The sequence below is a fragment of the Mycobacterium sp. 050272 genome (assembly GCF_039023525.1).
Lineage (GTDB): Bacteria > Actinomycetota > Actinomycetes > Mycobacteriales > Mycobacteriaceae > Mycobacterium.
Map to the genome: position 1 here is coordinate 116,864 of NZ_JBCHKV010000018.1, position 13,151 is coordinate 130,014.

Sequence of the window (13,151 nt, forward strand, 5' to 3'; positions counted from 1 at the left end):
CCACCGTCAAGGGACACATAGCCGCTGGGGCTCACCTCAAAAGTACCGTTAGGGCTGACGGTCAGGTTCCCCCCGGACTGGATCAGCGTGCCCGAGTCGGTGAGGGTGCCGCCGGGTTCGACGGTGATGGAACCGCCTGAGTTGAGGTTGACGGTCCCGCCGGTTTCGAGGGAGCCGCCGGAGTCGAGGGTGACGGTGCCGTAATCGTTGAGGGCACCGGTGTCGGTCAGGGTGCCGGTGACTTGGATTTCGAGGGTGCCACCGGACTGGACGGTGATGGTGCCGGAATTGGTGAGGGTACCGCCATTGGCGAGGGTGCCGCTGACGTAGAGGGTCCCGGTGTTGGTGAGCGTGCCGGCGGATTGGACGGTGAGAGTGCCGGTGTTGGTGAGGGCGCCGGCGTTGGTGAGCGTGCCGTCGACGGAGAGGGTGCCGGCGTTGGCGAGGGCGCCGTTGGATTCGACGTTGATGGCGCCCCCGGAGGCGACTTCGAGGGTGCCGCCGGAGTTGATCGTTAGGGTGCCACCGGATTGGACGTCGAAGGAGCCGCCGCTTTGGACGATGACGATTTGGTTGGCTCCGACGGTATAGGGGCTGCTGCTGGTGACATTGACGGTGTTGGTGATGTAGGTGGTCGTGACGGGGCCATTGGTGGTGGTCCCAACGGCGCCATTGGTAGTGCCGCTCACAGTGCCGTTGGTCGTGCCGACGGTTCCGCTCGTGCCGTCCGTCGGGGTGGTGGGCGAGACGGGCTGTAGTGGGCCCCCGCCGCGCCGGCTGACGGCGTTGCTGACGGATTGGGTCACGCTGCGCGCCTGGTCGAGCTGCCCATCCTGGTTGGTGGTCTGCGGCGGTTCGTCAAAAGAGGTGAGGGTGCTGGCGGTCTCTGAATCACCGGCGTAGCCGTACATCGCGGTGGCGTCTTGGGCCCACATCTCCGAGTATTCGGCTTCGGTGGCCGCGATCGCCGGGGTGTTTTGCCCGAGGAAGTTGGTGGCGACCAGGGCCATGAACCGCGCGCGGTTCGCCGCGATCAACGGCGGGGGCACCGTCATCGCGTAGGCCGCCTCATACGCCGCGGCCGCACCGTAGGCCTGGGTGGCGGTCTGCTCGGCCGCCGCGGCACTGGCCTGCAGCCATTCCACGTAGGGGGTCACCGCGGCCGTCATCAGTTCCGAGGACGCCCCTGACCACGCCTGTCCCGTCAGCTGTGCGACCGTCGAGGAGTAGCCGGCCACCGTGGACTCCAGCTCCGCGGCCAGTTCGGACCAGCTTGCCGCGTTCGAGAACATCGGCCCCGACCCGGGCCCGGCATAAATCAGTCCGCTGTTGACTTCCGGCGGCAACAATGCGAAGTCCATACCGATCTCTTTCCTTTTTCAGAGGATTTTCAGTGATGGACCCAGAGCTGTCAGCACGGTTGTCGCCATGTAACGGGATTTTCACATGGCGGTCGTCTTCGGAGCGGGAAAGAGCAAGCCGCACAGCTGTTGCCGCTGCATAGCCGGACGCACCAATGTGCCCAGACGCTAGGTAGACGCCTCGAAAACGGCGTTGATGCCGGCCTTGGCGGCGGCCAGGGTGTCACGCGGACCGTCGAGGAATCGCCGCGCCCAGTTCGCCGCGGCGTCGTACACGTCGTCGGGGGCCACCATCTCGTCGATCAGGCCCAGCTGCAGGGCCTCCTCGGCGTCCACGAAGCGCCCGCTGAACACCAGGTCCTTGGCCTTGCTCTCGCCGGCGACGCGGGTCAACCGGGCCAATCCGCCCGGGACGAATCCGTTCAGGATCTCGGTCGCCCCGACCTTCACGTTGTCGCCGCTGATCCGCCAATCGGCGGCCAGCGCCAACGTCAGACCCGCGCCCAGCGCGTAGCCGGTGACCGCCGCAACGGTCGGCTTCGGGATCGCCGCGACGGCCTCAACGGCGTCGGCACGCACCCGGGCCGCACTGTCCGCCTCGGCGGCGCTCAGCGTCGCCAGCTCCGGCATGTCATCACCAGCGGAGAAGATCTCGTGCCCGCCGAACAGGATCACCGCGGCGACATCGTCGCGCCGCCCCACTTCGGCTGCCGCCGCAGCGATCTCGCGATAGACCTGCCGGGTCATCGTGTTGGTCGGCGGCCGCGACACCAGCAGGACGGCCAGGCCGGCGTCCTGCGAGCCGTCACTGACTACGACGTGGACGAACTCGCTCAATGCCGCCACCCCATGCCGCCCTTTTCCCGGGCCTGGTGGTAGCGGTCGGAGTCGAAGAACTCGAAGATCCAGTTGTCCCCCTGGATCTCCAAATGCGGTTGCACCGTGACGATCTGGCGCTCGACGGCCAGCACTTCGGCGACGGTGTGCCCAGCCAGCGAGTCCAGCTGGGTCCAGGTCGGCGGCAGCAAGAAGCAGCGCCCGGCCTCGAAGTCGTCGATCGCGGCTTGCGGCGTCGACCAGCCGGCACTGTCGGATTCGGTGTTCTCGCCGTCGGCCCGCTGGCCCTCCGGTAGCGCGCCGACGAAGAAGTAAGTGTCGTAGCGGCGGGTGCGCTCGGCTTCCGGGGTGACCCAATTGGCCCACGGACGCAGCAGGTCGGAGCGCAGCACCAGGTTTTCGGTCCGCAGAAAGTCCGCGAACGACAACGTTCGGTCGTCCAGAGCACGGCGGGCATCGGCGTAGACCGAGGCGTCGCGCACGATTTCGTCCGGGTCATCGGCCGGCCCGGCGAACAACACCCCGGACTCCTCGAAGGTCTCCCGGGCCGCCGCGCACACCAGGGCCGCGGCGAGCTCGGTGTCGATGCCGAACCGCTGCGCCCACCAGTTCGGCGCTGGCCCGGCCCACGCGATATCGGCAGTGCGGTCGCGGTCGTCCACCCCGCCGCCGGGGAACACCATCGTGCCTGGGGCGAACTCCATCTTGGCGTGCCGTCGCATCAGGAAGGTCTTCACGCCGCCCGGCACGTCGCGGATCAGCATCACGGTGGCCGCCGGCCGGGTCGGCAGCGGCTCGGGGGTGGTGGTCATTCCAGCCTCCTCCGATGGGCCGCGCGGGCGCGGACACGCCGCGCGAAGTACCTCCCGTCGATGACGTCCAGGGCGATCGACTGACCGAAAGCGGCCGAAAGGTTCTCGGCGGTCAGTACATCTGCCAACAGCCCTGCGGCCACCACCCCTCCCTCCGACAGCAACATGCAGTGGCTGAAGCCCGGCGGAACCTCCTCGACGTGGTGAGTGACCAACACCAGGGCGGGCGCGTCGGGGTCGGCGGCCAGGTCGGTCAGCCGGGACACCAACTCCTCGCGGCCGCCGAGATCCAGGCCGGCGGCGGGTTCGTCGAGCAGCAGCAGCTCGGGATCGGTCATCAGCGCGCGGGCGATCAGCACCCGCTTGCGCTCCCCCTCGGACAGCGTCCCGTAGGTGCGGTCGGCCAGGTGCTCGGCGCCCAAGCTCTCCAGCATGTCCAGGGCGCGCTGATGGTCGACTTCCTCGTAACACTCGCGCCAGCGGCCCAGCACCGCGTAGCCGGCCGAGATGACCAAATCCCTCACCACCTCGTCGGTGGGAATCCGCTGCGCCAAAGCCGAAGAGCTGAGCCCGATCCGGGCCTTCAACTCCGACACGTCGACGCGGCCCAGCCGCTCACCGAGCACGAAGGCGATGCCGGTCGACGGGTGCTCGGCGGCAGCGGCGATGCGCAGCAGTGACGTCTTGCCCGCCCCGTTGGGGCCGATGATCACCCAGCGCTCGTCGAGTTCGACGGCCCAATCCAGCGGCCCGACCAAGACGTGGTCGCCGCGGCGCAGCGAGACGTTTCTGAAGTCGATCAGCAGATCGGGATCGGCTTCGCCCGCGCCGGTTTCGGGGCCGGTTTCGGAGCTTTCGGGACCGGTTTCGGGCACCCGACCATCGTGCCGTACCGCGAGTGTGTGATGGCTGCCGGGTCGGTCCAGTGCGCACCTACTCGGGCGGAATCTCGACGCGGCGCACTTCGCCGTCAACGGCATCGGCGGCCTCGATCTCGCCGCGGGTGACGCCGAGCAGAAACAGCACCGTGTCCAGGTACGGGCTGCTCAGCGACGCGTCGGCGACCGCCCGCAACGCCGGCTTGGCGTTGAACGCCACGCCCAGCCCGGCCGCGGACAGCATGTCGATGTCGTTGGCGCCGTCTCCGACGGCGACAGTTTGCGCCATCGGCACCCCGGCCTGCTGCGCAAAGTCCCTCAGCGCCTTGGCCTTTCCGGGCCGGTCGATGATCTGGCCGACTACCCGTCCGGTGAGCTTGCCGTCGACGATCTCGAGCTCGTTGGCGGCGACGAAGTCCAGCATCAGCTCTTCGGCCAGCGGTTCGATGATGCGCCGGAACCCGCCGGAGACCACGCCGCAGTGATAGCCGAGGCGCCGCAGTGTGCGCACGGTGGTGCGCGCGCCGGGCATCAGCTCCAGCTGGTCGGCGACCTCGTCGATCACGGTGGCGGGCAGGCCCTCCAGGGTGGCCACCCGCTGCAGGAGTGACTCGGCGAAGTCCAGCTCGCCGCGCATCGCGGCCTCGGTGATCGCCGCGACCTGACCCTCGGCGCCGGCCTTGGCCGCCAGCATCTCGATGACCTCGCCCTGCACCAGCGTCGAGTCGACATCGAACACGATGAGCCGTTTCGCCCGCCGCTCCAGGCTGTAGTCCTCGACCGCGACGTCGACGCCCTCGCTGGAGGACACCTTGTTCAGCGCGGTCCGCAACGGGCCGTCGGCTCCGGGCGGCACCGAGACCCGCAACTCCAGGCCGGTCACCGGATAGTCGGAGACGCCGCGAATCAGGTCGATGTTGACGCCGAGCGCGGCGACCTCGCGGGCCACCGCGCCGAACGCCCCGGCCGCGATCGGGCGGCCCAGCACGTAGATGATGTGCGTCGACGGCTCGCGGATGATCGGCACGGCCTCGCTGCGCTCGATCGTGACGTCGAGACCGACCGCGTGGATGGCGTCCTCCACGTCGTCGCCCAGCACGATGCTTTCGGCGACGTCCGGGGGGCAGCAGAGCAACACCCCGAGCGTCAGGCGGCCCCGGATGACGACCTGCTCGACGTTGAGCAGGTCGATTCCGTGCCCGGAAAGCGCATCGAAGAGCGCGGACGTTACACCCGGTTGATCCACTCCAGTGACGGTGATCAGCACCGACACCTTAGGTGGTGTCTTCACCCGAGACGGGCCATTAGCTGCGGACTTCGACGTCGAGTCGTGTGACGTCGTGGCCTTCTTTTCCGTGCGCCCGGCCCACGTGCGACTCGGCGCGCATGCGCTCCACCATGTGCGGGTAGTGCAACTCGAAAGCCGGTCGCTCCGAACGGATTCGGGGCAGCTCGGTGAAGTTGTGCCGCGGCGGCGGGCAACTGGTCGCCCACTCCAGCGAGTTGCCGTAACCCCACGGGTCGTCGACGGTGACCACTTCGCCGTAGCGCCAGCTCTTGAAGACGTTCCACACGAACGGGAACATCGAGGCGCCCAGAATGAATGCGCCCACCGTCGAGACGATGTTCAGGCCCTGGAAACCGTCGGTGGCCAGGTAGTCGGCGTAGCGGCGCGGCATACCCTGGTCGCCCAGCCAGTGCTGCACCAGGAACGTGGTGTGGAAGCCGATGAACGTCAACCAGAAGTGCAGCTTGCCCAGGCGTTCGTCGAGCAGCCGGCCGGTCATCTTCGGGAACCAGAAGTAGATTCCCGCGTAGGTGGCGAACACGATGGTGCCGAACAGCACGTAGTGGAAGTGCGCGACGACGAAATAGCTGTCGGTGACGTGGAAGTCCAGCGGCGGGCTGGCCAGCAGCACCCCGGTCAGGCCACCCAGCAGGAAGGTGACCATGAAGCCGACCGAGAACAACATCGGCGTCTCAAACGTCAACTGGCCCTTCCACATTGTGCCGATCCAGTTGAAGAACTTGATTCCGGTCGGCACCGCGATCAGGTACGTCATGAACGAGAAGAACGGCAGCAGAACGGCTCCCGTGGCGAACATGTGGTGTGCCCACACCGCGACCGACAGCGCGGCGATCGACAACGTCGCGTAGACCAGCGTGGTGTAACCGAAGATCGGCTTACGGGCGAAGACCGGGAAGATCTCCGAGACGATGCCGAAGAACGGCAGCGCGATGATGTACACCTCGGGGTGCCCGAAGAACCAGAACAGGTGCTGCCACAACAGAACTCCGCCGTTGGCCGAGTCATAGATGTGGGCGCCCAGGTGACGGTCGGCGGCCAGTCCGAACAGCGCCGCGGTCAGCAGCGGGAACGCGATCAGAATCAGGATCGAGGTCACCAGGATGTTCCAGGTGAAAATCGGCATCCGGAACATCGTCATGCCGGGTGCCCGCATGCACACCACGGTGGTGATCATGTTGACCGCGCCCAGGATGGTGCCCAGACCCGCGACCGCCAGGCCCATGATCCACAGATCCCCGCCCGCACCCGGGGAGTGGATCGCGTCGGTGAGCGGCGTGTAGGCCGTCCAGCCGAAGTCGGCGGCGCCGCCCGGCGTGATGAAACCGGCCATCGCGATCGTGGCGCCGAACAAGAACAGCCAGTACGAGAAGGCGTTCAGCCGCGGGAACGCCACGTCGGGCGCTCCGATCTGAATCGGCAGCACCAGGTTGGCGAAACCGAACACGACCGGGGTCGCATAGAACAGCAGCATGATCGTGCCGTGCATGGTGAACAGCTGGTTGTACTGCTCATTCGACAAGAACTGCAGACCCGGCGCGGCCAACTCGGCACGCATCAACAACGCCAGCAACCCGCCGATCAAGAAGAAGGCGAAGCAGGTGACGACGTACATGATGCCGATCAGCTTGTGATCGGTGGTGGTGATCAGTTTGTAGATCAGGTTCCCTTTGGGACCAGTCCGGGCCGGGTACGGCCGCACGGCCTCGAGTTCTCCCAACGGGGGCGCTTCGGCTGTCAACAGCTCCTCCAAACATCCATCCCAGACAGGGGTTCCCCCGAATCTTAGCGCCCGATCAAGCCGCTGGCAGTGCTGGTCCTACAAACTGTCGTAATTGGCTCATCGCAGACGCCGGGCCGCGTCGGCAGACCGGTTCCCAACTGGCCGGATGTTAGCGTCGAACGCGTGCAATCCGGCGGTAGGCGACCCACCCTGAGGCCCGTCAACGGACCCGTCAAGGGACATCTGGTGGCTGTCGCCGCGATCGCGGCGGCAGCGGTCGTGGCGTGCGGCGGTTGCGGGTCCGGGCAGCCCGGCCCCAAGGGGTCGTCGACCCGGTCGCTGGTCACCCCCACCACGCAAATCGCGGGGGCCGGGGTGCTGGGCAACGACCGCAAGCCCGACGAGTCGTGCGCGCGGGATGCGGCACCGGCCGACCCCGGGCCGGCGACCCGGCAGGCTCACAACGCCGCGGGGGTCACTCCGGACTCGGTCCAGGTGCCCGCGGAGGCGCAGCGCATCGTGGTGCTCTCCGGCGATCAGCTCGATGCCGTCTGCGCACTCGGCCTGCAATCGCGCGTGGTCGCCGCCGCCCTGCCAGACGATTCCTCGAGTCAGCCGTCCTACCTGGGCGAGGCCGTCCACGCGTTGCCCGGTGTGGGTTCCCGCAGCAATCCCGACCTGCGCGCGATCGCCGCACTGCACCCGGATCTGATCCTGGGCTCGGTAGCTCTGACACCGCGGACATACCCGAAGCTGGCAGGGATCGCCCCGACGGTGTTCACCGCCGCGCCGGGCGGAGCCTGGCAGGACAACCTGCGCATTGTCGGCGGCGCGACAGCACGCAACGCCGCCGTCGACGGGTTGATCAGCGGTTTCACCCAGCGCGCCAACCAGATCGGCGCTTCCCACGACGCGGCCCACTTCCAGGCGTCGGTCGTCCAGCTGACAGTCAACAGCCTGCGGATTTACGGCGCCAGCAACTTTCCGGCCAGTGTGCTCAGCGCGGTCGGGGTGGACCGGCCGGCGTCCCAGCGGTTCACCGACAAGCCCTACATCGAGATCGGGGCGAGCGACGCCGACCTGGCGAAGGGTGCGGATTTCTCGGCTGCCGAGGCCGACGTGATCTATATGTCGTGCGCGAACCGCGCTGCCGCCGACCGTGCCGCGACGATCTTGGACAGCGCCCCGTGGCGCAAGTTGTCCGCGAACCGGGACAACCGGGTTTACATCGTCAACGACGAGGTATGGCAGACCGGGGAGGGCGTGATCGCGGCCCGGGGCATCATCGACGACCTGCGCCTGGTCAACGCTGCGATCAATTAGCGCTGCCCGGTCGGTGCACGCACACATGGTCATAAGCTCATGCGTGGGTCCAGTCCGATTGGCCTGAAACCTTTACCCTAGCTAAGCTTTTCTAGGATGCAATCGAATCGAAGAGGAATTGCTAATGAGCACTGTTTCCGCGTATGCCGCCACGTCGGCCAAGGAACCGTTGACCAAGACCACGATCACCCGCCGCGACCCAGGGCCACACGACGTGGCAATCGACATCAAATTCGCCGGCATCTGCCACTCCGACATCCACACCGCCAAATCCGAATGGGGTGTGCCGAACTACCCCGTCGTCGTCGGCCATGAGATCGCCGGTGTGGTCACCGCCGTCGGCGACGAGGTGACCAAGCACAAGGTCGGCGATCACGTGGGCGTGGGCTGCATGGTCAACTCCTGCGGCCAATGCAGCAGCTGCAAGGCCGGGCTGGAGCAGTACTGCAAGCGGGGCGCGACCTTCACCTACAACTCCACCGACAAGGACGGCACCCCAACCTACGGCGGCTACAGCCAGGCAATCGTCGTCGACGAGAACTTCGTCCTGACCATTCCGAAGTCGCTGCCCCTGGACAAAGCCGCACCGCTGCTGTGCGCGGGCATCACGCTGTTTTCACCGCTGCGCCACTGGAAGGCCGGGGCGGGCACGAGGCTGGCGATCATCGGCTTGGGTGGCCTCGGCCACATGGGGGTCAAGCTCGGCGCGGCGATGGGTGCGGAGGTGAGCGTCTTGTCGCAGTCGCTGAAGAAGATGGAGGACGGACTGCGGCTGGGCGCCAAGAACTACTACGCCACCTCCGACCGCGACACCTTCAAGACGCTGCGCAGCAGTTTCGACCTGATCCTGAACACCGTCTCGGCGAACCTAAAGCTCGATGATTACGTGGGCCTGCTCGACGTCGACGGCACGCTCGTCGAATTGGGCATCCCCGAGCACCCGATGGAAATCGGGGCGTTCCCGCTGGCGCTGGCGCGCCGCAGCCTGTCCGGGTCGAACATCGGCGGCATCGCCGAAACCCAGGAGATGCTCGACTTCTGCGCCGAGCACAACGTGACCCCCGAAATCGAGGTCATCGAAGCGGACTACATCAACGAAGCCTACGAGCGGGTGCTCGCCAGCGACGTGCGCTACCGCTTCGTCATCGACATCTCAACCCTGTGAGACGCCCTCGGGCACGTCGTCGTGGCGGCACGCGATCTCTTCAGCCGCGGCGGCGTGCTCGTCGTCGGGCGCAACCGCGCTCACGCTGATACCAGCCAGCGGCCAGCCGGCGGCGGCCAGCGTGGCGGCGACGCGCTGAATGTTCTCTTTGCCCGGGTCGTGGTGGGTCGTCTTGGTGATGAACTCGGCAATCTCGTCCTTGCTGACGACGCCGTCAGCTCCCGGCTGCGATTCCTTCGCGGCGATGTTGTGAGCGACCTCTTCGAGCTGCTCTTGGGTCAAGGGGGTGCTCCGCAGCAGGGCGAACAACGCCACCTGGTCCGGGCCGGGGACGCCCTGCGGGTAGCCGACGTCCAGCCAGCGGATCACTGACTTGAGAAATTTCGCGTGCTTGTGAGAGTGATGTTCCGACACCCCCTCAGTCTCGGGGTACGGATGGTGCCGTGGCCTACGACCATGGCGACTATTCATATGCCGTTCACGACCTGAACATCTAGTGCTCGAAATCGCCAATGCCGGGCTGCCGATGCGCCATCCAGCGAATCAGTGCTGTTTACCGCTCCAGCGAATTAATATGAGCGGGCCGACAACGGCCCGGGCCCAGCCCGGAAGAACGGAGTGGTCATGTCTCGTCGCACGAGCAAACTTGTCGTTGCACTGGTTCTCACCTTCGCCGCCGCCACGACCGCGGGGTGCACCATCAACTGCCCAGACGGCCTCGGGGTCTGCGGCATTAGCTGAAACCTCCTACGCCTAGCGCCGGAGCTCTTCGGCGGCCGCACATGGTTGGTCGCGCGGCGGCGGGTTGAACCCGGGTGGCCACGACGTCGAGGCGTCGTAGTGGACGCACCTGAACGCCGCACCATTGAGATTGGCGGTTTTCAGGTTGGCGCGATACAGCACAGCCTGATCGAAGATTGCCCCCGTGAGATTGGCGCGGTCCAGATCCGCGCCGCTCAAATTGGTGCCTTTCATTTCAGTTTCCGACAGATCCGCAGCAACGAGATCCGCGTGGTCCAGACGGGCGAAATTGAAACTCGCGCCGGACAGATTCGAGTTATTGAATATTGCTCCCTCCAATTGCGCGTCGTCGAAGTTGGCGTGCGCCAGCTGAAGTCCGCGCAGATGTTGCCCGCGCAGATCAAGACCCCCGAATGGCCGCGGTTGATAGGGGTCGACGGCAGAGTGGTCGCGTACGAATCGGAGATTTTCCAGCCGCAACGCCCGGTCCTCGCGAGCATCGTCGAGCAGGGCCTGGCCCTTGATGGTTCCCACCGCCACGATGGCGCCGGTAACGAGCGCGACGACGGTGGGAATGACGAGTTCGCTGAAAAACCAGGGCAGTTCGCGGTGCTTGCGCGGCCTGCCGGAGGGCGACGGATTCGAGACGAGCGGCGGCCTCGCCGGTGCGACGCGCCGGGCTCGTGGGCGGCCGGCCACCTCGGGCCGGCCGCGTCGCGGCCTGCGGGATTCGCCGTTGAGCGGTAACGCCCGCCTTTGACCATTGGTGACGACCACAGCCTGTGCCATGGGCGCAGGCTATCGGCGAGCACCGAAGACCACACAAAATGTGGGCATCCAGCTAGTTGCGCATCAGCGGTTCTCTTCGCGCAGGGCCTGCATCGCCAAGTTGTTGAGCAATTGCCGGCCGACATCGGTGCGCAATTGCGGCAGCATCGCCGAGACGACACCGGCGGCGGTCAGAGCGAGGCGGACCAGACCGTCGGGCGTGGTGTCCGCGTCGCCCAGCACCTCGTATTCGACGCCGGGATCTCCCGCATGTTGGGCCATCGCCATCCGGGCCACCAGCCGGTTGTCGCGTTCGAGCTCGACCTCGTCGAGCCCGGACGCCTGCGTCAGGGTTTGGCCGATCTCCGCGATTTCGTGCGGTTCGCACAGCTGAGCCACCAGTTGCCAGAAGATCGACACGGTGGCGCGGATCAGCTGCGGAAGCCGCTCACCCGGAATGACCTCGTCGTCGAGGATGACGCGCATGCCGGCTTCGTCGCCGCGCTCCCCGTGCTGAATGAGCGCCAAGGCGCGCCGGAAGTCGGCCGCGCCGACGGAGTCCTCATTACCCACCCTGCTCATCCTGCCCGGACATGTCGGACCCGGGGATCGCGGCCTGCGGCGTTAGAAGTCCCAGTCCTCGTCTTCGGTGACGACGGCCTTGCCGATGACGTAGGAGGACCCGGAGCCGGAGAAGAAGTCGTGGTTCTCGTCGGCGTTCGGCGATAGTGCCGACAGGATCGCCGGGTTCACGTCGGTCTCGTCGCGCGGGAACAGCGCCTCGTAGCCCAGGTTCATCAGCGCCTTGTTTGCGTTGTAACGCAAGAACTTCTTGACGTCCTCGGTCAGCCCGACCTCGTCGTAGAGGTCCTGGGTGTACTCCACCTCGTTGTCGTAGAGCTCGAAGAGCAGCTCGTAGGTGTAGTCCTTGAGCTCGGCGCGCTTGGTCTCGTCGACCATCGCCAGCCCGCGCTGGAACTTGTAGCCGATGTAGTAACCGTGCACCGCCTCGTCGCGGATGATCAGGCGGATCATGTCGGCCGTGTTGGTCAGCTTGGCCCGGCTCGACCAGTACATGGGCAGGTAGAAGCCCGAGTAGAACAGGAAGCTTTCCAGCAGCGTGGAGGCCACCTTGCGCTTCAGCGGCTCGTCGCCCCGGTAGTACTGCATGACGATCTCGGCCTTGCGCTGCAGATTGGGGTTCTCCTCAGACCAGCGGAAGGCGTCGTCGATCTCGTTCGTGGAGCACAGCGTGGAGAAGATCGAGCTGTAGCTCTTGGCGTGCACCGACTCCATGAATGCGATGTTGGTGTAGACGGCCTGCTCGTGTGGCGTCAACGAATCGGGAATCAGACTGACCGCGCCGACGGTGCCCTGGATGGTATCCAGCAAGGTCAGCCCGGTGAAGACGCGCATCGTGAGCTGTTTCTCGTTCGCGGTCAGCGTCCCCCACGACGGGATGTCATTGGACACCGGCACCTTCTCCGGCAGCCAGAAGTTTCCGGTCAGCCGGTCCCAGACCTCGGCGTCTTTCTCGTCTTGCACCCGGTTCCAGTTGATCGCCGAAGCACGGTCGATCAGCTTCATGTTTTCGGTCACCAGAACCCCACTTCACACACTGTTTTTTCCTGAGGGACGTCAGGCTCCAGACACTACCCCTGGGGTCAGACATCCCGCCGTAACACAAGAAGTTGTGTTTGCGTGTCGCGACCCGGGCCGCAGTGGAGTGCTCGCGTCGCCTCCGAGGTCCATTGTGCCGTCTACTCCGGGTGGTGCCCACAAACCCACATAGCCCTGGTTAAGGCGCGGTGTCGATGACTTGCAGTACGCCACCGGAAACTCCGGCCACAAACAGGCGACCGCTTGTCGGGTCGACACCCACGGTGTAGGGGTCCCGTACCGTCCGGATTCGCTGCCGCTCAACAGGAATGGGTCCGTTCATGTCGTAGCCGATCACTTCGTTGGTGCCCGAAGAGGCAACCCAAAGCCGGTCGCGCACAGCGTCGTAGGTAAGGCCATACGGGCCGCCCGGCTGAGAAATGCTCGCTACCTCACGCGGTGCGGGCAGCGCGGTGAACACCCGCACCATGTTGCCGCGGGTATCGGTCGCGATCATCCTTCCGTGCTGGTCAACGACCAGATTCTGTGATTCATTGACATAGAGGACGGATGTCTCCCGACATAGAGGACAGCCCAGTGATCGCGAGGTGTCCTCATGTCCAAGGCCCGTTTGGTCG

The 13,151-nt window shown here is 66.0% G+C and carries 10 protein-coding genes and 3 pseudogenes; 3 read left to right on the plus strand and 10 right to left on the minus strand.

The window, feature by feature from the left end:
* Positions 1–797: 797 nt before the first annotated feature.
* The 6 genes and pseudogenes from AAHS21_RS26505 to ctaD all read right to left on the minus strand — a co-directional run.
* Positions 798–1,361, minus strand: a pseudogene (locus AAHS21_RS26505) (PPE family protein); the annotation flags it as partial.
* A 180-nt stretch (positions 1,362–1,541) separates the two neighbouring features.
* Positions 1,542–2,198, minus strand: a pseudogene (locus tag AAHS21_RS26510) (enoyl-CoA hydratase); the annotation flags it as partial.
* Positions 2,195–3,010 (minus strand): NUDIX hydrolase, encoded by an 816-nt coding sequence (locus AAHS21_RS26515; RefSeq protein WP_342930497.1) that lies wholly within the window; start codon positions 3,008–3,010, stop codon positions 2,195–2,197. The pseudogene AAHS21_RS26510 and the gene AAHS21_RS26515, both read right to left, overlap by 4 nt.
* Positions 3,007–3,885, minus strand: coding sequence for an ABC transporter ATP-binding protein (locus AAHS21_RS26520; RefSeq protein ID WP_342930498.1), 879 nt, complete (start codon positions 3,883–3,885; stop codon positions 3,007–3,009). Before AAHS21_RS26520 ends, AAHS21_RS26515 begins: the two co-directional genes overlap by 4 nt.
* 58 nt (positions 3,886–3,943) lie before the next feature.
* Positions 3,944–5,179: a phosphoserine phosphatase SerB gene (gene serB, locus AAHS21_RS26525; protein WP_342930499.1), complete on the minus strand. Its 1,236-nt coding sequence runs from the start codon at positions 5,177–5,179 to the stop codon at positions 3,944–3,946.
* A gap of 13 nt (positions 5,180–5,192) precedes the next feature.
* Positions 5,193–6,935 carry a cytochrome c oxidase subunit I gene (gene ctaD, locus AAHS21_RS26530; RefSeq protein ID WP_096290956.1) on the minus strand — a complete coding sequence of 581 codons (1,743 nt, stop codon included), beginning with the start codon at positions 6,933–6,935 and terminating at the stop codon, positions 5,193–5,195.
* Between the two features lie 225 nt (positions 6,936–7,160).
* Between ctaD and AAHS21_RS26535 the strand changes: the two genes are divergently transcribed.
* Together AAHS21_RS26535 and AAHS21_RS26540 are read left to right on the plus strand one after the other, a co-directional pair.
* The gene (locus AAHS21_RS26535) at positions 7,161–8,240 is read left to right on the plus strand and encodes an iron-siderophore ABC transporter substrate-binding protein (RefSeq protein ID WP_342930512.1); all 1,080 of its coding nucleotides are present in this window, start codon (positions 7,161–7,163) and stop codon (positions 8,238–8,240) included.
* Between the two features lie 124 nt (positions 8,241–8,364).
* The gene (locus tag AAHS21_RS26540; RefSeq protein WP_342930500.1) at positions 8,365–9,405 is read left to right on the plus strand and encodes an NAD(P)-dependent alcohol dehydrogenase; all 1,041 of its coding nucleotides are present in this window, start codon (positions 8,365–8,367) and stop codon (positions 9,403–9,405) included.
* On the opposite strand, the gene AAHS21_RS26545 is transcribed toward AAHS21_RS26540, so the two are convergent.
* Positions 9,394–9,819: a DUF3349 domain-containing protein gene (locus AAHS21_RS26545; RefSeq protein WP_342930501.1), complete on the minus strand. Its 426-nt coding sequence runs from the start codon at positions 9,817–9,819 to the stop codon at positions 9,394–9,396. The two genes, AAHS21_RS26540 and AAHS21_RS26545, sit on opposite strands and share 12 nt — an antisense overlap.
* A 426-nt stretch (positions 9,820–10,245) precedes the next feature.
* Here AAHS21_RS26545 and AAHS21_RS26550 point away from each other — a divergent pair, with 426 nt between their 5' ends.
* A complete protein-coding gene (locus AAHS21_RS26550) occupies positions 10,246–10,893 on the plus strand; it encodes a hypothetical protein (protein ID WP_342930502.1) in 648 nt (215 codons plus the stop codon).
* Between the two features lie 105 nt (positions 10,894–10,998).
* Here AAHS21_RS26550 and AAHS21_RS26555 read toward each other — a convergent pair whose 3' ends face one another.
* The 3 genes and pseudogenes from AAHS21_RS26555 to AAHS21_RS26565 form a co-directional block, all read right to left on the minus strand.
* A complete protein-coding gene (locus tag AAHS21_RS26555; protein WP_342930503.1) occupies positions 10,999–11,487 on the minus strand; it encodes a hypothetical protein in 489 nt (162 codons plus the stop codon).
* A gap of 51 nt (positions 11,488–11,538) precedes the next feature.
* A complete protein-coding gene (gene nrdF, locus AAHS21_RS26560; protein WP_342930504.1) occupies positions 11,539–12,513 on the minus strand; it encodes a class 1b ribonucleoside-diphosphate reductase subunit beta in 975 nt (324 codons plus the stop codon).
* A gap of 199 nt (positions 12,514–12,712) precedes the next feature.
* Positions 12,713–13,151 (minus strand): annotated as a pseudogene (locus AAHS21_RS26565) (hypothetical protein); the annotation flags it as partial.